Origin of the sequence: Glaciihabitans sp. dw_435, from assembly GCF_018449675.1 — a bacterium.
Taxonomy (GTDB): Bacteria; Actinomycetota; Actinomycetes; order Actinomycetales; family Microbacteriaceae; genus Glaciihabitans.
The window spans coordinates 13,343-35,781 of record NZ_JAAVUZ010000009.1; the positions used below are offsets into that span (position 1 = coordinate 13,343).

A 22,439-nucleotide genomic window follows, 5' to 3' on the forward strand; every position below is an offset into this window, starting at 1 on the left:
GACGAGCGTCACAACTATGAAATAGTGGATGCCCCGGCCGGAGCGATCTCCACACAGACGCTCACGTGGTCGGTGTCGTGGATACGGAAGTTTTCGACGAGGGACAGGTGGTTCGTGGCATCCACTTCAATGGTGCTCGCACTCGACCCGGAGACGACCGCTCCCCCATCGACCATAACGTGCACGAACTGCACCTCGAGAAGGTCACCGACACGGGTACCGACCATGCGCCCGAAGGTGACGGTGTCACCCTCGTAGTCGCCCCAGATGACGCCATCTTGCTCGCTGTAGCGGAACAGCGAGGGCGACTCCTCGTTGACCGCGCTGGCGGTGGAGGACTTGAGGATGAAGCGACGTCCGTCGAGGCTGGGGGTCTGGGGGTGCGCCTCGGGGGACGCGGTCGGTGTAAGCACGGCTTCGAGTATGCGGTGCGCTTCCGGGGCGCGCAAACGACCGTTCTATGTGTCTTACTGCACAGCGCGACTGCGGCCCTGATCTGGACAAACCGTCGTTCGCGCCGCGAGGGCACACGCAGGTTTTCCAGACGACGACCCCCGCGGCGGTTACGCCCGCAGGTCGTCCAGGACCGCCGACAGCTGCTCGACCGCGAATTCGAGATCAGATTCGGATGCCACGATGGGCGGCGCAAACCGGATCGTGGAGCCATGCGTGTCCTTGACCAGAACGCCGCGCTGCATGAGCCGCTCGCAGACCTCGCGTCCCGTGGCGAGCGCCGGATCGATGTCCACGCCGACCCAGAGGCCGGCACCGCGGATTCCGACGACGCCGCGTCCGATCAGGCTGGTGAGACCCCGCTGCAGGTACTCACCCAGCACCCGGGCACGCTCCTGCATCTCGCCGGTGGCGAGCAGGGCCACCACGGCGGATCCGACCGCGGCGGCCAGCGGGTTACCGCCGAACGTCGAGCCGTGCTCGCCGGGGCGCAGAACGCCGAGGATGTCCTTGTTGCCGACGACCGCGCTCACCGGCACGATGCCACCGCCGAGCGCCTTACCCAGCAGGTACAGGTCGGGCACGACTCCCACGTTGTCGCACTGGAACGTTGCCCCGGTGCGACCGAGACCCGACTGGATCTCGTCGGCGATGAACAGCACGTTGTGACGCGTGGTGATCTCCCGCACGGCAGGCAGGTAGTCCGCGGGCGGCACGACGATGCCGGCCTCGCCCTGGATCGGCTCGATGAGCACGGCAACCGTGGTCTCGTCGATGGCCGCCTCGAGGGCAGCGGCATCCCCGTAGGGAACGCTCACGAACCCGGGCGTGAACGGACCGAAGTCCGCGCGGGCCTGTTCGTCGTTCGAGAAGCTGATGATGGTGGTGGTGCGCCCGTGGAAGTTGCCGTCCGCGACGATGATGGTTGCCCTGTTCTGCGGAACACCCTTGACCCGGTATCCCCAGGCGCGGGCGATCTTGATGCCCGACTCCACGGCCTCGGCGCCCGTGTTCATCGGCAGCACCATGTCCTTGTTGGCGAGCTTCGCGAGCGCCGTGACGAACGGGCCGAGCTGGTCGTTGTGGAACGCGCGGCTGGTCAGCGTGATCCGGTCAAGCTGCGCCTTCGCCGCGGCGATCAGGGCGGGGTGGCCGTGCCCAAAGTTCACCGCGGAGTAGGCAGCCAGGCAGTCGAGGTACTTGCGCCCCGTGACATCCGTCACCCAGGCTCCGTGTCCGGACTCGACCACCACCTCGAGAGGGTGGTAGTTGTGAGCGGCGTGCAGGTTTTCCTGGTCGAGATAGGTGGATGCCACGGACTCGGTCACGGCGCTCATGACCGGAGCTCCAACGTGCAGCACTTGACGCCGCCGCCGCCGAGCAGAAGCTCGGACAGGTCGACGCCGATCGGGTTGTAGCCGCGCTCACGCAACTGGCGCTCGAAGTCGACGGCCCGGGAAGCGATGACCACGTTGTAGCCGTCGCTGAACGAGTTGAGGCCGAGCACAGCGGCATCCGTTTCCGTCACGATGATGGCGTCGGGGTAGCGCTCCTCGAGGATCGCGAGGCTCGCGGCGCTGAACGCGGACGGCAGGTAGGCGATGTTGGGGTTCTCGTATCCGGGCGCGGGGTCGAGCACGGCGACGGCGGTATCGAGGTGGTAGAAACTCGGGTTGACGAGCTCAAGCGTGATGACGTCGCGGCCGTAAATCTCGGCCATCTCGGTGTGGCTGTCGGAGGCGCTGCGGAAACCGGTGCCCGCGAGAATCACGTCGCCGACGAGCAGGAAGTCGCCCTCGCCCTCGTTGATGTTCTTGGGGACGCGAACGTCGAAGCCGTTGTCACCGAACCAGGTCATGTATGCCGGGCCCTCGGGCTGGCGCTCGGGGTGGGTGAAGCTCGCGCCGTAGGCGATGCCGTCGAGCACGAATCCGCCGTTGGCCGCGTAGACCATGTCGGGCAGGCCGTCGATGGGGTCGACCAGCTTCACGTCGAAGCCGAGGCCGACGTAGGTGTCGTACAGCACCTGCCACTGCTGCACGGCGAGGGAGGTGTCGGTGGGCAGCGCGGGGTCCATCCACGGGTTGATGCGATACACCACCGTGAAGTAATCGGGGCGGCACATCAGCACCGTGCGCTTGCTGGGTAGGCGTGTGGGCGCGGCGGGAACGGTGTCGGTGAGCGTCATGCACCCAGTGTTTCACGCACCTATCGACAGTTAATCGCCACATTGCGCATTTAATCTTCGGATGTCCCGGGGTTGGCGCAACTTTTCACCGTAAGCTACCCGCATGGACAGTCTTGACTACGGAATCATCGACCTGTTGCGCAAAAACGCCCGGGCGGGCTACGGCGATATTGGTGAGGTCATCGGCCTCTCCGCGTCCGCCGTCAAGCGCCGCGTGGACAGGCTGGTCGCCGACGGCGTCATCCGTGGCTTCACTATCCAGGTGGACCCGGCCGTCGACGGCATGGCGACCGAGGCCTACGTCGAACTCTTCTGCCGGGGTACCGTCGCTCCCGACGAGCTCCGTCGAATCCTGTCGGGCATTCCCGAGGTCGTCGACGCGGGCACCGTCACGGGATCGGCCGACGCCATCGTGCACATGCGCTCACGGGACATCCCCTCGCTCGAAAACGCGCTCGAGCGCGTGCGGGTGGCCCCCAATGTCGATCACACCCGCAGCGCGATCGTGCTGTCGCGGTTGATCCACCGCACGCACGACTAGCTGTACAACTAGCGGTGCTGCCGCCGCGCGCACGACCAGGGCGCCGCCGCCGCGCGTCGAAAGCGCAAACTTTGTCGTTGCGGGCGCCCAATCACGACAAACTTTGCTCCTTCGATGAAGTATCGAGGGCGGGCGGGGCCTGCGTGCGGGTCTTGGGGCGCGTCGGGCCGGCCGGCCGGTGCTGCTGGGGCTCCCGGCGGGGCCTGCGGGATTGGTCCGCGTCAGCCGGCCGGGACCCCCGCGGGAGCCGGGGCCGCCGCGTCAGCCGACGGGCACCGCCGCGGCCGCCGACGCCGCCAGCAGGTCGGCCGTGCTCACCACCGTCGCGAAGCCACCGCCCTGCAGGTTGGTGACGGTGGCACGGGCGAGTTCGTCCGCGGTCATCACGTCGTCACCCAGGCCCGCGAGATCGAAGGTGTGCGTGGCATCCGCCGCAAACAGGACGTCATAGCCCAGGTTGCCCGCCATCCGCGCCGTCGTCTCGCAGCACATGTTGGTCTGGATGCCCGTGATCACGATCTGACTGATTCCGCTCGCACGCAGCCACTCGCCGAGGTCGGGCGTGCCGTAGAAGGCCGAGTTGACAGTCTTGCGCACGTGGAGAGCGGATGCCACGCGCCGCACATACGGCTTGAGGTCGTTGCCCGCGCCGGCGGGGTGGAGCGGTGATGCCGGGCTGGACGAGTCGTGCTGGACGACCACGATGGGACGTCCGGTCGCCTCCCACTCACGGATCAGCGCCTCCACGTTGGCGTCGGCCGCGGGGTTATTCCGCGGGCCCCAGTATCCGGAGTCCGCGAATCCCTCCTGCACATCGATCACGATGAGGGCCGCGTTGTCGGCAATGGCGTGAGCTGGGGTTGTTGTCATGGGTCAAGCGTGGCAGGGGTCGCGCTGCGGGGACAGGCGGGCTCGGGTCATCCGCCCCCGATATTCCGCCAACGTGTGCCCGCGATTCATGCACCCGCTAACCTGAGCTGAATTCTCGGGAGAGGCCTGCTGTGGACGTTGCTCTATTGGTGCCGCTGGTGTTGATTGCGGCGTTGATCGTTGTGCTCGGCGCGACCGCCTTCATCCCACGATTCCGGACAGTTCAGCTTCGCCGATGGACCCGATCGACGGGGCTCGCGATCACGCCGGATGTACGGCATACCGTAGGCGAACGCGTGACCGTGCGCACGAAGGTGACCTTTCTTCTTGTCGCTGCAGCGGTGGCCGTAACGGCATTCCTGTGGAGCATTGCAAACTCAGAGGAAGTCGGCCCTCCGCCCGGCATACAGCTGCCGCTGGCGATCGCAGCGTTGATCCTGTCATTGATCATGCTGATTGGGCCATACGGTGCGCCGCGTAGCAGCATGAAGGATCGCGGGTTGAAGCTCCGCGATTACATACCAATCCAGGTGAGGATTCTCGCCTTCACGACGATGACCGTCGCACTGACCGTAGTGGTTGTGACGGCAATCCTCTTGTGGGGCAGCCGCGCCATCTCCACCGCGGAGATGGCGCCCGCAGTTCTCGCGGCGAGCCCGCTGCTCGTGAGCCTGCTGTGGTTTGCGGCGGCTCTGGCCTTGACTCCCCGAGCGATTCGCCGAGTCGAGTGGACTACGAATGATCAGCAACTCGCATGGAACGATGCCTTCACATCCCAGGCTTTATTCTCCGGTTACCTCATACCTCAGATAATTTCGCTGACATCAATGCCCTCATTCGCGTTGGCCGTGACAACTATTGCCAGAGACACCACAGCGCGGGACGCCGTGTTCACGCTTTCGAACTACATCTTCTTGGCCGACTTGGTGCTACTCCTCACGTACGTGTTCGTCATCACCATCGGGGCCCCCAGCAAGCACTACCTCCGCCGAATCTGGCCGAACGCCCGCATGTACGGGGATGGCATGATCGCGGATGGCAATGTGCCAGAGCCGGTCTGGCCAGCGGACGGACAGTTGGCCCCCGCGCCGGAGCCATCCACGTCTCCCCTGTACTGAGCGGTCGACCGCCCCTAAGAGCCGTACGCCCCACACCTCTGAGGATCGCCGCGACCGGGTCTCCGGGGCAGTACCGTTGGCGCATGAAGCTCGCGATTGACCCGGACTCGGCCACGGCACCGTTCGAACAACTGCGCGCGCAGATCATCGAGCAGATCACGGCAGGGACGCTGATTTCGGGGACGCGGTTGCCCACGGTGCGCGGGCTCGCCGACGAGCTGAGCATCGCCCCCAACACTGTGCTGCGTGCGTATCGCGAGCTGGAGGCAGACGGGTTCATCGAGGGACGTGGGCGCCTCGGCTCCTTCGTGATGGGCACCGCCGACGCCGCCACCCTGCAGGTGCAGCTGGCCGCCCGCGCGTACGCCGATCGGGCCAGGGAGCTCGGGATTCCGGCGGCCGAAGCGCTGCGGCTCGTGAAGGTCGCGCTCGAGAGCTGAGCGGCGCCGGGGTGGCGAGTGGCGCGGCGCGGCATGGCGCGGCGGGGTGCCAGGGCGCCGGGTTACAGCAGCTTTGCCAGCGCCTGCTCGGGGGTGAGACCGGCCGCGGACGCGCGGGCACGCAGCCGCGCGAACTGCGCCGGAGTCAGCGACACCGTGAGCTCGATGGGCTCTTCGGGTGCGATCGCATCCTGCTCGTCGAGCTCGTCCAGCGCGAACAGCGTCGGGACCTCGCGCGGGGTAGCAACGGCCGGCGCGGTCGACGTCGCCACGATCGGAGCGGCGAGGGCAGCGGCAGCGCGTTCGCCGGGCGTCGAGGGAAGCTCGACCGTGTCATCCGCCCCGCCCACCAAATCCCCGGAGGGCATCGGGTCGCCCCCGCGCACCCAGCCGGGCCCGGTCGGGATCGGGCCGCCGCGCTGGAACGCCTCGGAGACCGCGCGCGCCCGCGAGTCGGCAGCCTCATTGAGCGGATGATTCGCGTGACCCTTAACCCACTCGAAGCGGTACTTGCGTCCGACGAGGGCCTCATCGATCTCGCGCAACAGTTCGACGTTCATGACGGGCTTGCCGTCGGCCTTGCGCCAGCCCTTTTTCTTCCAGCCCGGCATCCACTTGGTGACGGAGTTGATGACGTACTGGCTGTCACACAGGATCAGCAGGTCATCGTCGAGGTGCGCCGTCGCCTTGAACAACTGCAACACGGCCATGAGCTCGCCCTGGTTGTTCGTCGCGTGCTTCCACCCGCCGGCCGCCCAGCAGGTGTCGTCGACATACCAGGCCCACCCGGCGGGACCGGGGTTGCCGAGCGCCGAACCGTCAGCCGCTGCGCGGATCGTCATGTGGTGCCTTTCGTGGGGTACGCCCCGAGTGTAAACGGTCGGCCCTGACGACTAGACGAGCAGCTCGGCCATTCCGCGGTCGGGGTTGCCGAAGCGGTGCGCGGTGATGCTGACCGCCTGCTCGTGCAGGAACGGCAGCAACTCGACGCGGCCGGCGGTCGTGACGGGTCCCCAATAGATGGCGATGTCGGGATGACCCTCCACCACGCCTGCCAGAGCGACGGGGTCTCCCCCGATCAGACGCACGCGACCCGTGGTCAGCTCGCCGGCGCGAAGGCGCTCGTGCCATGCCACGTCGCTCTCGATGGTGACGGATTCCACGGTCACTGGCGATACTCCGCCATCGAAGAGCTCGATCAGCCCCACGGGAAGCGGGATCGACGAGCTGATCGTCAGGCGTGACCCGGCGAGGGTTCCGGCGGCGATGAGGCGAACGAGGTCACCCATGCCCGCGTCATCCGACAGTCGCAGCGTCACCGAGACCGGGCGGTAGCGGAAGACGTTGCGCTCCACACCGAGGCCGCTGACGTCACGGGCGACGCCGAACTCGGACGCCCGCGCCTCTTCGTCGTTGAGGGCGGCCACGCGAACGCGGTCGAACTCCTCGAATCCGAGGCCGGACTGCGCGCGCTTGATGATCTTGGCCACCGACTCGGTGATGCCGTCGAGAAGCAAGTCGCTGCTGGTCTCGACCTCGACCGGCTCCCAGGTGCCGAGCGTCAACAGGTAGTTCGGTCCGCCGGCCTTCGCACCGGTTCCGACCGAGGAGCGCTTCCAGCCACCGAAGGGCTGGCGGCGCACGACGGCGCCCGTGATACCGCGGTTGACGTACAGGTTGCCCGCCTCGACGGTCTCGATCCACTGCGAGACCTCGTCGACGTCGAGCGAATGGATTCCCGCGGTGAGCCCGTAGGCGCTCGCGTTCTGCATCTCGATGGCCTCGGTGAGGCTGGACGCGGTCATGATGCCGAGCACCGGGCCGAAGTACTCGGTGAGGTGGAACTCGCTGCCCGCGGCAACACCCGAACGCACGCCGGGCGACCACAGGGCGCCGGAGTCGTCGAGCTTGCGCGGCTCGACGAGCCACTTCTGACCCGCATCCACGGAGGTGAGCGCCTTCAGCAGCTTGCCGCTCGCCGGCTCGATGATCGGGCCCATCTGCGTGGTCAGATCCTGCGCCATGCCCACGCGCAGCGAGGTGACCGAGTCAACGAGCTGGCGACGGAATCGGTCGGATGACCCGACAGAACCCACCAGGATCACCAGCGACGCCGCCGAGCACTTCTGGCCGGCGTGGCCGAACGCACTCCTCACGACGTCCGCGACGGCGAGGTCGAGGTCGGCGCTCGGGGTGACGATGATCGCGTTCTTGCCGCTGGTCTCCGCGAGCAGGGGAAGGTCGTGTCGCCAGCTGCGGAACAGCGCGGCCGTCTCCCATCCGCCGGTGAGGATGACCCGGCCGACAGCAGGGTGCGACACGAGCTGCTTGCCCAGGTCGCCCTCTTCGATGTCGAGCAGCACGAGAACGTCGCGCGGGATGCCTGCCTCCCACAGCGCATCCACCATGACGGCGGCACTGCGTCGGGCCTGCGGTGCCGGCTTGATGATGACGGCGGCACCCGTGGCGAGCGCCGACAGCACGGAGCCCGCGGGGATCGCGACCGGGAAGTTCCACGGCGGCGTCACCACGATCAGACGCGCGGGCACGAACGTCGCGCCGGCGACGTGGTCCAGTTCGAGCGCGCGGTCCGCGTAGTGGTGGGCGAAGTCGATCGCCTCGCTCACCTCCACGTCACCCTCGGCAATGACCTTTCCGGTCTCGGCGGCCATGATCTCCACGAGCCGTCCACGAAAGGCAGCCAGCACATCGCCCGCGTCGTGCAGCATGCGCGAGCGCTCGGCGGTGGGCACGGCGGCCCAGGTGTCCCCGGCGTTGGCAGTCGCCTCGATCAGCAGTTCGAGCTGCGCGGCGTTGCGCACCTGCGCGGACGCCAGCGTCTCCTGCCCCAGCGTGCTGTGCGCGCTGCGCTCGATCACCCGGCGACCCCACGCACGGTTGGCCGCAATGGCCGGGTCGGTGTCTGGTTCGTTGTGGAAAGTGGATGCCTCGGCAGCGGCCACCACCGGGTGGTTGCGGTCCTGCACCCGACGCGACGGGGGCACCTCGGTGTCCAGTGCCTCCAGCGACGCGAGGAACCGGTCCTGCTCGCGGGCGAAAATGTGCTCGTTGGACGAGAGTTCGAACAGCCCGCTCATGAAGTTCTCGGTGCTGGCGTTCTCTTCGAGGCGGCGCACGAGGTAGCTGATCGCGGAGTCGAACTCGCCCGGGTGCACGACGGGCGTGTAGAGCAGCAGGCGTCCGACGTCACGCTTGACGGCCTCGGCCTGGCCGGTCGCCATGCCCAGCAGCATCTCGAACTCGATGCCGTCCTCGACCCCGCGCTGCTTCGCCAGCAGCCACGCGTAGGCCACATCGAACAGGTTGTGCCCGGCAACACCGATCCGCACGGCGTCGATGTGCTCCGGCGTGAACGCCCAGTTGAGCACGCGCTTGTAGTTCGTGTCGGTTTCGACCTTCGAGCCCCACGTGGCCAGCGGCCAGTCGTGCATGATCGCGTCGACGTTCTCCATGGCGAGGTTGGCGCCCTTGACCACGCGCACCTTGATGCCGGCGCCGCCCGCGGCCCGGCGTGCCATTGCCCACTCGGTCAAGCGCTGCAACGCGGCGAGCGCGTCGGGCAGGTACGCCTGCAGCACGATTCCCGCCTCGAGGTTCTTGAGCTGCGGCTGGTCGAGGATGCGCTGGAAGACCTCGATCGTCAGGTCGAGATCCTTGAACTCTTCCATGTCGAGGTTGATGAATTTGGGGGACGCGGATGACGCGGCGAGTTCGTACAACGGAGTCAGACGCGCAACCACCCGCTCCACTGTCTCGTCGTAGGCCCACATCGACAGCTGGCTCGCGACGGACGACGCCTTGATCGATACGTAGTCGACATCGGGGCGGGCGAGGAGGTCGCGGGTTCCGCGCAGGCGGCTGTCGGCTTCGTCATCGCCGAGCACGGCCTCACCGAGCAGGTTGAGGTTCAGACGCGTGCCCTCGGCACGGAGCTTCTCAAGCGTCTGGTCGAGCTGGGCCGGGGTGGCGTCGATCACGAGGTGGCTGACCATGTCGCGCAGCACCTTGCGGGCGATCGGCACGACGGGCCACGGCAGGATCGGGGCGAATGTGCCACCGAGCGCGATCGCGGCACGCAGGTGCAGCGGCAGGAAGGAGGGAACAGACTTGGCGACCCGCTCGAGGTTGCGCCCGGCGACCTTCAGGTCCTCGGGACGCACGACCCGGTCGACGAAGCCCAGCGTGAACTCGAGACCCTTGGGGTCCTTGAGCACACCGGCGAGGCGCTCGGCACTCTTGTCGGGCGCGGCGTCGGCCGACTCGACCAGCCAGCGGCGCACCGTGGCGATCGTCTCGTCCGCGAGATCGTAGGGAAGGGACTCGGCCCCGGACTGCTGCGTTGACATGCTCACGGGTTAAGCCTCTCACCGGGGGTCGTCTGAACAGTCTTAGTGTCTACCGCACGTCGCATTAGATAAAGCGAATCTTCATACACAATATTGATAAGCACAGCCGAATGAATGGATGCCCCGATGCTCGACATACGACGCCTGCGATTGCTGCGCGAACTCAAGTTGCGTGGGACGCTCACCGCCGTCGCCGACGCGATGTCGTTCAGCCCCTCCTCGGTGTCACAACAACTGGCGCAACTCGAACTGGAGGCTGGCGTTCCCCTCCTCACCAAGAACGGCCGCCGCGTGCAACTGACCCCGCAGGCGGAGGTGCTCGTGGAGCACACCGCGCTCCTGTTGGAACGGCTCGAGCTCATGGAGTCCGAACTCGTGACGTCGCTGACGGAGGTCACGGGAACCGTGCGGATGGCCGTCTTTCAATCCGCCGCGCTCGGCATAATTCCGCAGGCGCTCACCATGCTCGCCAGCGAGTACCCGAGCCTGCGCGTCGAGATCACCCAGCGCGAACCCGAGAACGCCCTCTTCGAGGTGTGGGCCCGCGAGTTCGACCTCGTGATCGCGGAGCAGTACCCCGGGCACGCGGCTCCCCACCAGCCCGACCTCGACCGGGTGGAACTGTGCGAGGACGAGCTTCGCCTCGCGGTGCCCCCTGCCCGGGGCATCCGCTCGTCCGCCTCGCCCTCGTCGTTGCGCGACGCGCGCTCGCTCGCCTGGGTGATGGAGCCGCGCGGCACCGCCTCCCGTCACTGGGCGGAGCAGCAGTGCCGCCAGGCGGGGTTCGAACCGGACGTGCGGTTCGAGACGGCCGATCTGCAGGCTCACATCCGCCTCGTTGAGTCCGGTAATGCTGTCGCGCTCCTGCCCGACCTCGTCTGGGCCGGCCGCACGCCGACGGTCGATCTCGTGCGGCTGGAGGGCGCCCCCACCCGCACCGTGTTCACGTCGGTGCGGGACGCGAGCCGCGCACGGCCGGCCATTCTCGCCTGCCGTGACATTTTGCACAGGGCGGTTGCGTTCCTCGGCGACGATAACGATGCGGAAAATCTGGCCGATACATGATGATGCATCGCTTTTGCCAACCCGTGGCGCAGCCCGTATGCGCGGCGTAGGTTGAGCCAATCAAAACGTGACGACCTGTATGATAAAAACTGAATTGGATTCATGGGAGCACGTCTTTGCCGCCCATCTCAGCCGCCAGGATCGTGCGCGGGAATGCGCCGACTACTGTTGAGCAAGACATGAGGGAGTACCAGCAATGACTGACGCATCTAGCGGAAGCCTTCGGCGGCTTCCTCGACAGGATCGGAGCGCCCAGCGCCTCGATCTGGTCCTGGATACTGCGGCGGCCCTCATCGACGAGGTCGGCTACAACAGCCTGAGCATCACTCTCATCGCCAAGCGTGCAGGAATCTCGGCCCCCGGCGTCTACCGCTACTTCGATGACCTCGAATCGATCGCCCGCGCGCTGGCGGCCCGCAACCTCACCCGTTACGTCGCCAGTGCGGAGCGGGTTCTCGACGAGAAGATCCTCGACTGGCAAGACGCGATGATGAGCGCGCTGAGCGTGTTCGCGGAGCTGTACCGCAGCGAGCCGGGCTACCGCTGGCTGCGCTTCGGCGACGTCATCGACGGCAACCTGTTCAGCACCCAGGAGAGCAACAAGACGATGCTCTCCCGCATCATCGCGGAAATGTTCTCCGTTCGATACGACGTTCTTCCCCGCCCCGACCTCGTCAAGCACGTCGAAGTTGTGCTGGCGCTGGCCGACGGACTCGTCACCAAGGCCTTTGAAGTCGACCCCGACGGCGACGAGTTCTTCATCAACGAGTGCAAGCGCCTCGTCATCGGGTATTTCACCGAGTACCTGGCCCGCCCGGTCCCCGGCGTGCACGTTGACGTCGACACCGCGCCGGAACCCGAACCGCTCTTCACCAGCGCCACCGCCTGAGTCGCGGGCAGCGTGATTTTCGCGCTACGACTCCGCCCGCACCCACGTGGCGAAAGCCACGGGACCCCTATAAGGAGTGCCCCACCCCCGACTATGTCGCGGACGGAAACGGATCATGGACGACAGTGTCGTTACCGATGACCTCACGGCAACCTTCGCCTCGGGCGTGAGGCTGATCGCCGCCCTTACGCCTGCTGGTCCTGGAACGCCTCAGGCCCCTGCTGCGCGGCAACCGGGTCCATGTACCCGAACTCGAGCAAGTTGCCGTCGGGGTCCGTGATCTGGCGCTGGTACATGAAGCCGTAATCGGCGGCAGGACGGGGTTCGCTGCCACCCGCCTCAATGCCGGCCGCGACGGATGTGTCGACGTCCTCACGGCTGTCAAAGAAGATGGCGGTCGACACGGACGGGTTCAGGGCGGGGTCACCGATGGGTAGCTCCGAGAACGTCTGGAAGTACTCCCTGACCAGGATCATGAAGTAGTTGTGGTCCTCCTCGACGACGACACAGGCGGCTTTTTCGTCGGAGAACGCCGGATTGATGGTGAATCCGATTGCCGTGTAGAACGCCTTCGCGCGTTCCAGGTCGGTCACCGGCAGGTTGACGAACATTGCGGGCATCGGTAGTCCTCTCAGAGCTTCATCATGTGAACAGTGTCCACATTGGCAACAACCGTGGCGCGCGTCAATACCCCGTTCACGGGCGGAACGCAAAAGAGCCCCACAACCGTGATGGTTGCGGGGCTCTTCTGTCGGCGTGAGTTACTTGCGCAGCTCGAGGTACTTGGCGATGAGCGCCTTGCTCGAGGAGTCCTGCGCCTCGAGTGCGGCCGCGTCACCGGCGACGGCCGGAGTGATCTGCAGCGCGAGCTGCTTTCCGAGCTCAACACCCCACTGGTCGAAGGAGTCGATGCCCCAGATGGTGCCTTCGGTGAAGACGATGTGCTCGTAGAGCGCGATCAGCTGGCCCACGACACTCGGCGTGAGGGCCGGTGCGAGGATCGAGGTGGTGGGGCGGTTTCCGGCGAACTCGCGGGCGGGAACGACGGACTCCTTGGTGCCCTCGGCACGGACCTCGTCGGCAGTCTTGCCGAAGGCGAGCGCCTTCGTCTGCGCGAAGAAGTTCGCCATGAAGAGGGTGTGGACGTCCTGGCCGGGCTCGACGCCGGCACCATCGCCCGTGGCATCCTTCAGCGGGTGCGCCGGGTTGGCGACCGCGATGAAGTCCGCGGGGATTAGCTGGGTGCCCTGGTGAATGAGCTGGTAGAAGGCGTGCTGGCCATTCGTGCCCGGCTCGCCCCAGAAGATTTCACCCGTGCCGGTCGTGACGGGCGAACCGTCCCAGCGCACGCTCTTGCCGTTCGATTCCATGGTGAGCTGCTGCAGGTACGCCGGGAAGCGGTGCAGGTACTGCGCGTAGGGGAGTACCGCGTGGCTCTGCGCTCCGAGGAAGTTCGAGTACCAGACGTTGAGCAGACCCATGAGAACGGGAACGTTCTCTTCGATCGGCGCGGTGCGCATGTGCTCGTCGATGGCGTGGAAGCCCGCGAGGAACTCACGCCAGTTGTCCGGCCCGATGGCGATGACGACGGAGGTTCCGATGGCGGAGTCGACGGAGTACCGGCCACCCACCCAGTCCCAGAATCCAAACGCGTTCTCGGGGTCGATGCCGAAGGCGGCGACCTTGTCGAGGGCGGTCGAGACGGCGACGAAGTGCTTCGCGACGGCGCCGGTGCGGGCTTCGTCGGTGTCCTCGAGAACGCCAGCCGTGCCGAGCTCGGCCCACAGCCACTCGCGAGCGAGACGCGCATTGGTCAGGGTCTCGAGAGTGCCGAAGGTCTTGGAAGCAACGATGAACAGCGTCGTCTCGGGGTCGAGGCCTGCGGTCTTCTCGAATACGTCGTTGGGGTCGATGTTGGAAACGAAGCGTGCTTCGATTCCGGCCTGCACGTAGGGCTTGAGCGCTTCGTAGACCATGACGGGACCGAGGTCGGATCCACCGATACCGATGTTGACGACCGTCTCGATCCGCTTGCCGGTGACACCTGTCCACTCGCCCGAGCGCACCTTCTCCGCGAAGGCGTAGACCTTGTCGAGCGTCGCGTGCACATCGGCATCGACGTCCTGGCCGTCGACGATGAAGCCCTTCGGAGGAACAAGTCCCTCGGTGTCCTTCGGACGGCGCAGCGCGGTGTGGAGAACGGCACGGTCTTCGGTGGCGTTGATGTGCTCGCCAGTGATCATGGCCTGGTACCGACCCGCAACGTCGAGGTCCTTGGCCAGTTGCACGAGGTTGGCGACGATCTCCTCCGTGAGGAGGCCTTTCGACAGGTCGACGGTGAGGTCGGCAGCCTGGAAGGTGTAGCGGTCGGCGCGACCTGCGTCGGCATCAAACCAAGCGCGGAGATCAGGCGAGAAGCCGTCGGCGATGCCGGCGAGATTCTTCCAGGCGTCGGTCGATGTGAGATCGACGGGGGCGTTTTCGGTCAAGGGGTTCTCCTGAGTGCCGGAACAGTACGTGGCCCGCGACTCTCGCGACAGTACGAGGCGGACCACCTTCAACCCTATTGCTGTAGGGGGAGCATTGGGACGCTCCCGCCCCGGATGTTTACCCGTGCTATGCCCGCACGACGTTCTGGCGAACGCACGAGGCGCGAGTTGTCCAGCCCCCACCAATACCGCGCCAACTCGGTGACGCGTCAACGGTTGCCGATACGCTGTATATATGAGCGAGGTATCCCGGATTAGCGATGAAGAGTGGGGCATCTGGCGCACGTTCTACGCCATGCGGCGCCAGCTCGATCAAGCACTCGAGCAGCAGCTGCAGCGCGATGCCAACATCTCCCGGTCGGAGTTCGAGGTTCTGATCTCGATCTTCGAGTCATCCGCTGGCCAATTGCGCGCCGGTGAACTTGCCGACCATCTCGGCTGGGAGAAGAGTCGGATCTCCCACCTCGTCACCCGGATGGAGCGCCGCGGTCTCGTCGAGCGTCGCGACTGCGACACAGATCTGCGCAGCAGCTGGGTCGCCCTCACCGCCGATGGCAAACGTGCGGTCCTCGGGTCGATGAGCGATCACGCCGCGACCATCCGCCGCTACTTCTTCGACGCCCTGACACCCGAAGAGCTCGCGGCCCTGAACTCCACGTCGGTGAAGGTGCTCGAGGCGATCGATCCCCCGGTGTGCCGCACGGGGTCGGCCGCCGCCGCCGCATAAGACCGCCGCGAGGCATCCGCTCTCCTCATTCTGCGCGGGCGCTGCGCTCGCTTCCCAAGGGTGCCTCCAGCTTCGGTGGCTAGGCTGAAGCGATTTGTTCGCAGCGACAGAGGGCGCGCTTCGGGGCGCCCACGCTTTCAGGGTGGGGTTTCATGAGTACCGGCAATCCAGGCGACGCGCGCCTCAGCAAGAACGAACGACGTGAGGCGGGGCGTGAGCACGCCCGCCTGCTTCGCGAGGCGGAGAAGAAGAAACAGCGTCGCAACCGGGTGCTGATCCAGAGCGGTCTTGTCGTCGGAACGCTTGCCATCATCACCGCCGTTGTGCTCATCATCGTGAGCGTCAACAAGCCCGCGGGACCCGGACCGCTCAACATGCTGAGCGACGGCATCGTCATCGGGCAGAACCTCGAGGCAGTGCCGACCGCCGCGATCAAGGCGGGTGGGCAGCCTGTGGAGACCGTGCCCGCGGCCGGCAGCACCGCGAAGGCGATCCAGATCTGGGTCGACTACCAGTGCCCGATCTGCGAGTCGTTCGAGTCGACCAACGGCAGCCAGATCGAGTCGCTCGTGAAGGCGGGCGACGCGACGATCGAGATCCACCCCGTAGCGATCCTCGACCGCGCGTCGAGCACCAAGTACTCCACGCGCGCGGCGAACGCTGCCGGCTGTGTGGCGAACTACTCCCCCGACCAGTTCTTCGCGTTCAACGCCGCGATGTACGTCGACCAGCCCGCCGAGGGTGGTGCCGGTCGCACCGATGCCGAGATTCTTGCCATTGCGAAGGCGGCAGGCGTACAGAAGAGCGACTCGATCGCCGATTGTATCAAGGACCAGAGATTCGCGTCCTGGGCCACAGCCGCCACGAAGCGAGCCGTCGCCAACCCCGATCTGCAGGGAACCCAGGGCTTCGGAACGCCGACAGTTCTCGTCAACGGTAAGCAGTACGGTGGCGCCGTCGACGATGCGGCCGCGTTCGCCGCGTTCGTCGCCGCGAGCTAGCCACAGCCTCACGCGCGCATCGCTTCGGCGGGAGAAACCGGCGACCGGAGGGAGTTATAGCTCCCGCCGTGCGCCAGCTTCTCCCGCCGAAGTCTGTTTTAACTCCCGCCGCGTCGAAAAATACCCCCTGTGGATGACCCGGGGTCGTCGATATGGTCGGAACCATGGCTGATATCTCGTCTCTTCGTAGTCGCGTCTCCGGCCCCGTCCTGACCCCAACGGACGAAGGCTTCACCGACGAGGTGTTCTCGTGGAACACCTCGGTCGTCAACACTCCGGATGTCGTCGTGGGCGCTGCCGCGGCATCCGATGTCCTCGAAGCGGTCTTCTTTGCCCGCGATAACGGGCTCTCCGTTGCCGTGCAGTCGACCGGTCACGGCGGTGTGGCCGTCACCGGTGGGCTGCTCATCACGACGTCGCGGCTGAACATCGTGGCGATCGATGCGGGCACGCGCATCGCCACGATCGGCGCCGGCGTGCGCTGGGGTCAGGTCGTTGCCGCGGCCGCGGAGCACGGGCTCGCGCCGATCGCGGGATCCAGCGCGACCGTGGGCGTGGTCGGCTACCTGCTCGGTGGTGGGCTCGGGCCGCTCTCGCGCAGCCATGGGTTTTCGTCCGATTACGCGCGCGGATTCACGGTCGTCACGCCGGACGGCAGAGTCGTGGAGGCTACCGCCGACACGAGCCCCGATCTGTTCTGGGCGCTGCGGGGCGGCAGGTTCGGCCTCGGAATCGTCACCGGGGTGCGCGTCGAACTCGTCGAGCTCGCGACGCTGTACGGCGGGGCGCTTCTGTTCGACGGTGACGACATCGAGCAGGCGTTGCGGGCGTGGGTGGACTACACCGCAACGACCGACCCCCAGGTATCGACGAGCGCCGCAATCACGCGGCTGCCCGACATTCCCCAGGTCCCCGAACCCCTGCGGGGACACACCCTGCTGAGCGTGCGATTCGCCTACCCCGGTGACGTCGAGACCGGGGCGCGCCTGGCCGCTCCGCTGCGCGAGATCGCGCCCGTCTACCTCGACGTCCTTGATGAGATGCCCGCCGCCGCCATCGCCATGATCCACAATGACCCGCCCGACCCCGGGCCCGGGTGGACCAGCGGGCGCCTCCTCACATCGATTGATCAACGTTTTGTCGACGTCCTTCTCGCCCACGTGGGCGTAAACAAGCAGACCCCACTGCTCGGAGTCGAGGTGCGCCAACAGGGATCGGCGACGGCAGTGGATGTCCCGGAGGGCTCCGCCGTCGGTGGACGCTCGGGAAACTTCACCCTCATGGTCATCGGTGTTCCCGACCCGTCGCTGTTCGAGACCGTCGTGCCCGGCGCCGCGAACGCGCTGTTCGGCAGTCTCGCGGCATGGATCTCCCCCGAGAACACGATCAACTTCGCCGAGCATTCCCCGGATGGCGCGGCCGTCAGTTGGTCACCCGAACAGCAGGCGCGGCTGAACGAGGTGCGCGACCGCTACACCCAGTCGCTCGTGTAACTGCTTCTGTTCGACGGCAGCGCCACATCTGCCGCCCACGTGTACACCCACGCGGGCGGCAGAAGCGTCGTGGTGTCGACGCCGAGCGCGGTGCCCAGCTCGTGCATCGCGACGGTGCCACCCGTGCGCTTGAGAAATCGGCCGCGTACAAAACCCACGGCGTAGATCTCGCCACCCGACACAAAACGCTGTTCGACGTACACCGAGCGCTCGTCGTAACCGACTATGCGGGTTTCGAGGGTATAGCGCTGACGGGGCTGCAACGACCGGCGAAAGCTGATGGTTTCGCTCGCCACCACCGGATAGAAGCCACGCGCTGTCATCCCGCGCAGCATGCCCGTTCGCGTCAGCAGGTCGAGCCGTCCCAGGTCCATCACCGAGAGATAGACACCGTTGTTCATGTGACGCAGCACGTCGATATCGTTCGGCAACACCCGCAGGTTCACACGCCCCACGTCGTGCACTCCAAGCTTCGAACGACGCCGGCTCAGCCAGCCCAAAAAGATGGTGCGCAGCAACATGTTCACGGCGCCACGGTAGCCCTGGGCGCGAACGGCTCCCATTCGTCTGTCGGTTGGCTACAGCTACAGTGCAGGGATGCGGGGTACCACTGGTCGATATGCGCGCATCGCGGCGCTCACGTGTGTCGCAACGGTGCTCCTCTCGGGATGCTCGGCCGCGCCAGGATCATCCACGGCGACCCCTCCGACTCGGACATCCATCGTGAACCTGCCCACCGACACGGGCGTCGATTACCAGCTCGGTGGCGCCTACGCCGTGCCGTCCGGGGTGGGGATCGTCGCCCGCGACAGCACAGATGAGCCCGCGTCCGGCGCCTACTCGATCTGCTACATCAACGCCTTTCAGAGTCAGCCGCAGGATGCGCAGCTCTGGCTCGACTCCCGCGGCGACCTGCTGCTGCGCGGTGCCGATGGTCAGCCGGTCATCGACGCCAACTGGCCGGACGAGATGTTGTTCGACACTTCGTCCGCCGCGAAGCGCGAGCGAATCGCCGCGATCATCGGTGCGACCATCACCGGGTGTGCCACGAGCGGATTCGACGCGGTTGAGTTCGACAACCTCGACTCGTGGTCACGGTCGAGGGGCGCGCTCAGCGAGCAGAACTCCCTGCAACTCGCAGCGCTGCTGGTGAGCCGTGCTCACGCGGCGGGGCTCTCGGCCGGGCAAAAGAATTCGGCAGAGCTCGGAACGAAGGGGCGGGATGCCGCGGGGTTCGACTTCGCCGTCAGCGAGGAGTGTTACCGGTTCGACGAGTGCAGTGCCTACCGCGATGTATATGGAGACCACGTGATCGACATCGAGTACACCGACGACCTGCGCGGCTCGTTCGCCGACGCCTGCGCCGACCGGTCGACGCCGCGGGCCACGGTGCTGCGCGACCGTGAACTGACGACCCCGGCGAGCGCGGACTACGTATACGAGAGCTGCTGACGCGCACGCATCAGTGGCCGCGGTGGTCCTGGATCGTCATGCGCGGCCCAAACATCGGTTTGCGGAATCCGCTTACCCCGATCAGCCGCATGATGCGCTGGCGGTGACCCGCCCACGGCGAGAGCAGCTCCAGCATGCCGTCGTCATCCACCGGTTTGCCGATGAGGGCCCACCCGACAACGGCGGGCAGGTGGTAGTCGCCGACGCTCGGGGAGTCGGGGTCGCCGTGGGAGCGTTGTGTCGTTTCTGCGGCGGTCCAGATGCCGATGCCCGGAAGAGATCGCAGCTTGCTCGCGACATCCGCCCCGCCCCGCCCCATCGTGAGGGTGCGTTCGAGCGATGCGGCGACGACCGACGCGCGCACGGCGGTCTGGGAACGTTGCGGGCCGACGCCGGCGCGGTGCCACTCCCACGAGGGGATGCGGCGCCAGACGTCCGCCGAAGGAAATACGCGCATGCCGTCAGGGGCGGGGCCGGGCGCCGGCTCGCCGTACTTGAGGATGAGTTGCCGCCAGGCGCGACGGGCCTCGATGCCCGTGACCTTCTGCTCAAGAATCGCGGGCAGCAGCGCCTCGAACACGGCGTTCGTGCGGAGCAACCGCAGCCCCGGCGAGCGTCGCAGGCTTTCGGCGAGGAACGCGTTGTTGCTGACGTCGAGCTCGGACCAGTCGTCCCCGTGGCCGCAGAGCTCGGGGACGCCGGCGATCGCGTCAGCCGCGCCCGGGCCCCACGCCGTTGCCGAGATGCCGTCGCGCCGCTCCACCAGGTGCAGGGTCGCCGGGCCGCTGGGAGTGTTGAGGGTGCGCCAGACGGCAGGGCCATCCCACCGGAGGGTCGGGTCGTAGTGGCCGCGGCTCAGCGGCCCGAGGGTTTGCTTCAGGTTGAGCGGATGCCCCGGGGCGTAGACAGTGCGTACGGGGGCGGTATCACCCGTGCGGTCGGTTTCGGCGGGAGCGCCGAGTTCCGTCGCGTTCAGGGGTGCTGCATCCATGCCGTCGAGGTTACGTGGTGCTGCCGACGTTCCGCTGATCGCGGGCGGCGGGCGGCGGGCTGCGAGCTGCGAGCGACCGCAATTGCCCGCGGCGGCCGAGCCATCCACTCGCCCCACCCATACGTTTCCGCTGCGTTCGGGCCATCCACGTCGCTAGATAGCCAGTCATTTCGTGCACCGACCGGCCATTTCGCGAGAACGACCGGCCATGTCGCCAGATAAGGACTGGGCGGCCACATTTGGCCCACATCAGGAGAAATGGGAGGGTTTCTCCCAGAAGTTCCTGATCTGGCGAAATAAGACGCGAGGGGCGGATGCCCCGGGGCCGAGCGAGCGGGATGACCCGGGTACCCCGGGTCCAGCCACGCGAGCGTGATCCTCAGTGTTGCCGAGACCGGCGGGGTATCGCGTTTCGCATCTGCCGCGCGCATTTCGTGCCAGCGGGTCGCGTATTTCTCTTCGAAGATCGCGGTGAGGGTGGCCCGGGAGTCCGGGTCGGTAAAGACCTCGGCGGTTCCGCTGACGGTGGCCGCGCCATCCGCCACGTTTCCTCGAATGTCGCAGGGGGTGAGCTCGACGCGGCCGCTGTTGCGCAGTCGCTTGACCTTGCCGGAGCCGGCGCGGGTGGTGACGAGGAGGGTGTCGCCGTCCTGCCCGATCCAGACTGGGGTGGAGACGGGCACGCCGGTCGTCCGGAAGGTGGTGAGCAGCACGTAGCGCTCGGCGCCGAGGCGTTCGACCTCAGAGCGGGCAGACGAGGTGGGCGCTATGGAAGAGGTGGAAGCGGCGGAAGCGGCGGGCGCGTGCAGCGGTGCGGGCAGCACGGATTCGGGGGTGGTCACGTCTGAAATGGTACGGGTCAAGCGCGGCGGGAGGCTGGCAACCTAAACTCGTGCGGTGGCCGTTCCCAAAATCCTGCTGTTTTACGCATTCACGCCACTGGCCGACCCCGAAGCGATTCGCCTGTGGCAGCGTGACCTGTGCGAGTCCCTCGGCATCACCGGGCGCATCCTGCTGTCGAAGGACGGCATCAACGGCACCGTCGGCGGCGAGCTGTCCGACGTCAAGAAGTACCTGCGCAAGACCCGCGAATACGCTCCGTTCAAGAACATGGACGTCAAGTGGAGCGAGGGTGAAGGCAATGACTTCCCGCGCCTCAGCGTGCGGGTGCGCGACGAGATCGTCAGCTTCGGCGCCCCCGGCGAGCTCAGGGTCGACGAGAACGGTGTCATCGGCGGCGGCACGCGCCTCACGCCCGAGGAACTGCACGACCTCGTCGAGCGCAAGGAAGTGACGTTCTTCGACGGCCGCAACGCGTTCGAGGCCGAGATCGGCCGCTTCGAGGGCGCCGTCGTGCCGGACGTCGCCACCACCCGCGACTTCGTCGCCGAACTCGACAGCGGCAAGTACGACCACCTCAAGGGCTCCCCCGTCGTCACCTATTGCACCGGCGGCATCCGGTGCGAGGTGCTCAGCTCACTCATGGTCAGCCGCGGCTTCGGCGAGGTCTACCAACTCGACGGCGGCATCGTGAAGTACGGCGAGAAGTACGGCGACTCCGGCCTGTGGAAGGGATCGCTCTACGTCTTCGACGACCGCAAGTCGATCGATTTCACAGCGGATGCCGCGGTGCTGGGTCACTGCTACGCGTGCGGCACCGCGACCAAACGCATGGAGAATTGCGCCGAGCCCAGCTGCCGCGAACAGCTCGTCGTGTGCGATGAGCACGCGGATCAGACCGCCTGCGCGGTTCACGCGGAAGCGTTGCACGAACATACCTAACCCCGTGGCATCCGAATGTCGAGCCCTGTCCGCACCGCGGCGAACGCGCCTACCGTCGGGGTATGACTGCGACAGACGAAGACATCCAGAAGATCGCCGCGCTCGTGAAGGCGGCAAAGATCGGCATCCTCACCACGCGCACCTCCGAGGGCAAGCTGGTCAGCCGGCCGCTCGGCATGCAGGAGATCGAGTTCGACGGCACCCTGTGGTTCTTCACCCAGGACCCCTCCCCCAAGACTGAGGACATCGCCGGCGACAATCAGGTCAACGTGGCCTTCGAGTCCGGAAAGGGCTGGGTCTCGCTCGCGGGAACCGCCCGCGTCACGCGTGACCCCGCCAAGATCGACGAGCTGTGGAACACGCAGGCCGAGGCGTGGTTCCCCGAGGGACGCGACGACGCGACCGTCGCCCTGCTCGAAGTGACCGCCGACACCGTCGAGTACTGGTCGACCGATGACCCAAAGCTCGTCACCCTCTTCAAGGTGGCGAAGGCGGCCGTCACCGGCGGTCAGCCCGACGTCGGCGAGAACAAGACGGTCACGCTCTAGGGCTTATCCCGCTCGCGGCTTCGCC

General features: G+C 66.6%; 22 protein-coding genes. 11 read left to right on the forward strand and 11 right to left on the reverse strand.

Translation table 11 applies throughout. The annotated features are described in order from the left end of the window. Positions 1-14: 14 nt before the first annotated feature. The 3 genes from HB677_RS12355 to ddaH form a co-directional block, all read right to left on the reverse strand. The gene (locus HB677_RS12355) at positions 15-413 is read right to left on the reverse strand and encodes a hypothetical protein (RefSeq protein WP_307852588.1); all 399 of its coding nucleotides are present in this window, start codon (positions 411-413) and stop codon (positions 15-17) included. A 150-nt stretch (positions 414-563) separates the two neighbouring features. Next, positions 564-1,790, reverse strand: coding sequence for an ornithine--oxo-acid transaminase (gene rocD, locus HB677_RS12360; RefSeq protein ID WP_213816021.1), 1,227 nt, complete (start codon positions 1,788-1,790; stop codon positions 564-566). After that, the gene (gene ddaH, locus HB677_RS12365; RefSeq protein ID WP_213816022.1) at positions 1,787-2,641 is read right to left on the reverse strand and encodes a dimethylargininase; all 855 of its coding nucleotides are present in this window, start codon (positions 2,639-2,641) and stop codon (positions 1,787-1,789) included. The genes rocD and ddaH overlap by 4 nt, the downstream gene beginning before the upstream one ends. 103 nt (positions 2,642-2,744) lie before the next feature. Between ddaH and HB677_RS12370 the strand changes: the two genes are divergently transcribed. Next, on the forward strand, positions 2,745-3,182 hold the full coding sequence (locus HB677_RS12370; protein ID WP_213816023.1) for an Lrp/AsnC family transcriptional regulator: 438 nt from the start codon (positions 2,745-2,747) through the stop codon (positions 3,180-3,182). A gap of 261 nt (positions 3,183-3,443) precedes the next feature. On the opposite strand, the gene HB677_RS12375 is transcribed toward HB677_RS12370, so the two are convergent. Then, entirely contained in the window at positions 3,444-4,052 is a 609-nt protein-coding gene (locus HB677_RS12375; RefSeq protein ID WP_213816024.1) for a cysteine hydrolase family protein, read from the reverse strand. Positions 4,053-4,183: 131 nt separating this feature from the next. On the opposite strand from HB677_RS12375, the gene HB677_RS12380 reads away from it, so the two are divergent. Together HB677_RS12380 and HB677_RS12385 are read left to right on the forward strand one after the other, a co-directional pair. After that, entirely contained in the window at positions 4,184-5,170 is a 987-nt protein-coding gene (locus HB677_RS12380; protein ID WP_213816025.1) for a hypothetical protein, read from the forward strand. 83 nt (positions 5,171-5,253) lie between these two features. Then, positions 5,254-5,610, forward strand: coding sequence for a GntR family transcriptional regulator (locus HB677_RS12385; protein ID WP_213816026.1), 357 nt, complete (start codon positions 5,254-5,256; stop codon positions 5,608-5,610). 62 nt (positions 5,611-5,672) lie between these two features. Here the strand turns inward: HB677_RS12385 and HB677_RS12390 are convergent, their stop codons facing one another. Next, positions 5,673-6,452: an RNase H family protein gene (locus HB677_RS12390; protein ID WP_213816027.1), complete on the reverse strand. Its 780-nt coding sequence runs from the start codon at positions 6,450-6,452 to the stop codon at positions 5,673-5,675. A gap of 51 nt (positions 6,453-6,503) precedes the next feature. After that, positions 6,504-9,977: a bifunctional proline dehydrogenase/L-glutamate gamma-semialdehyde dehydrogenase gene (locus HB677_RS12395; protein WP_213816028.1), complete on the reverse strand. Its 3,474-nt coding sequence runs from the start codon at positions 9,975-9,977 to the stop codon at positions 6,504-6,506. A gap of 126 nt (positions 9,978-10,103) precedes the next feature. On the opposite strand from HB677_RS12395, the gene HB677_RS12400 reads away from it, so the two are divergent. Beyond that, positions 10,104-11,042, forward strand: a complete 939-nt coding sequence (locus HB677_RS12400) for a LysR family transcriptional regulator (RefSeq protein WP_213816029.1) — start codon at positions 10,104-10,106, stop codon at positions 11,040-11,042. Between the two features lie 196 nt (positions 11,043-11,238). Beyond that, positions 11,239-11,931: a TetR/AcrR family transcriptional regulator gene (locus HB677_RS12405; protein ID WP_213816030.1), complete on the forward strand. Its 693-nt coding sequence runs from the start codon at positions 11,239-11,241 to the stop codon at positions 11,929-11,931. A 185-nt stretch (positions 11,932-12,116) separates the two neighbouring features. Here the strand turns inward: HB677_RS12405 and HB677_RS12410 are convergent, their stop codons facing one another. Both HB677_RS12410 and pgi read right to left on the reverse strand, forming a co-directional pair. Beyond that, positions 12,117-12,551, reverse strand: a complete 435-nt coding sequence (locus HB677_RS12410) for a VOC family protein (protein ID WP_213816031.1) — start codon at positions 12,549-12,551, stop codon at positions 12,117-12,119. 141 nt (positions 12,552-12,692) lie between these two features. Beyond that, the gene (gene pgi / locus HB677_RS12415; protein ID WP_213816032.1) at positions 12,693-14,420 is read right to left on the reverse strand and encodes a glucose-6-phosphate isomerase; all 1,728 of its coding nucleotides are present in this window, start codon (positions 14,418-14,420) and stop codon (positions 12,693-12,695) included. 235 nt (positions 14,421-14,655) lie between these two features. On the opposite strand from pgi, the gene HB677_RS12420 reads away from it, so the two are divergent. The 3 genes from HB677_RS12420 to HB677_RS12430 all read left to right on the forward strand — a co-directional run bounded on the left by HB677_RS12420 (position 14,656) and on the right by HB677_RS12430 (position 17,641). Further along, positions 14,656-15,147, forward strand: a complete 492-nt coding sequence (locus HB677_RS12420; protein ID WP_213816033.1) for a MarR family winged helix-turn-helix transcriptional regulator — start codon at positions 14,656-14,658, stop codon at positions 15,145-15,147. 152 nt (positions 15,148-15,299) lie between these two features. Then, positions 15,300-16,148 carry a thioredoxin domain-containing protein gene (locus HB677_RS12425; protein WP_213816034.1) on the forward strand — a complete coding sequence of 283 codons (849 nt, stop codon included), beginning with the start codon at positions 15,300-15,302 and terminating at the stop codon, positions 16,146-16,148. A gap of 164 nt (positions 16,149-16,312) precedes the next feature. Continuing rightward, positions 16,313-17,641: an FAD-binding oxidoreductase gene (locus HB677_RS12430; RefSeq protein WP_213816035.1), complete on the forward strand. Its 1,329-nt coding sequence runs from the start codon at positions 16,313-16,315 to the stop codon at positions 17,639-17,641. Here the strand turns inward: HB677_RS12430 and HB677_RS12435 are convergent. Then, positions 17,620-18,162: a thioesterase family protein gene (locus tag HB677_RS12435; RefSeq protein ID WP_255546595.1), complete on the reverse strand. Its 543-nt coding sequence runs from the start codon at positions 18,160-18,162 to the stop codon at positions 17,620-17,622. The two genes, HB677_RS12430 and HB677_RS12435, sit on opposite strands and share 22 nt — an antisense overlap. Before the next feature lie 76 nt (positions 18,163-18,238). Between HB677_RS12435 and HB677_RS12440 the strand changes: the two genes are divergently transcribed. Then, entirely contained in the window at positions 18,239-19,093 is an 855-nt protein-coding gene (locus HB677_RS12440; protein WP_213816037.1) for an endo alpha-1,4 polygalactosaminidase, read from the forward strand. A 10-nt stretch (positions 19,094-19,103) separates the two neighbouring features. Here HB677_RS12440 and HB677_RS12445 read toward each other — a convergent pair whose 3' ends face one another. Both HB677_RS12445 and HB677_RS12450 read right to left on the reverse strand, forming a co-directional pair. Continuing rightward, positions 19,104-20,084, reverse strand: coding sequence for a DNA-3-methyladenine glycosylase (locus HB677_RS12445; RefSeq protein WP_255546587.1), 981 nt, complete (start codon positions 20,082-20,084; stop codon positions 19,104-19,106). Continuing rightward, entirely contained in the window at positions 20,066-20,926 is an 861-nt protein-coding gene (locus HB677_RS12450) for a PPOX class F420-dependent oxidoreductase (RefSeq protein ID WP_307852589.1), read from the reverse strand. The genes HB677_RS12445 and HB677_RS12450 overlap by 19 nt, the downstream gene beginning before the upstream one ends. A 55-nt stretch (positions 20,927-20,981) precedes the next feature. Between HB677_RS12450 and HB677_RS12455 the strand changes: the two genes are divergently transcribed. Together HB677_RS12455 and HB677_RS12460 are read left to right on the forward strand one after the other, a co-directional pair. Next, positions 20,982-21,866: a rhodanese-related sulfurtransferase gene (locus HB677_RS12455; RefSeq protein WP_213816038.1), complete on the forward strand. Its 885-nt coding sequence runs from the start codon at positions 20,982-20,984 to the stop codon at positions 21,864-21,866. A gap of 62 nt (positions 21,867-21,928) precedes the next feature. Then, positions 21,929-22,414: a pyridoxamine 5'-phosphate oxidase family protein gene (locus HB677_RS12460; RefSeq protein WP_213816039.1), complete on the forward strand. Its 486-nt coding sequence runs from the start codon at positions 21,929-21,931 to the stop codon at positions 22,412-22,414. Positions 22,415-22,439 lie beyond the last annotated feature (25 nt).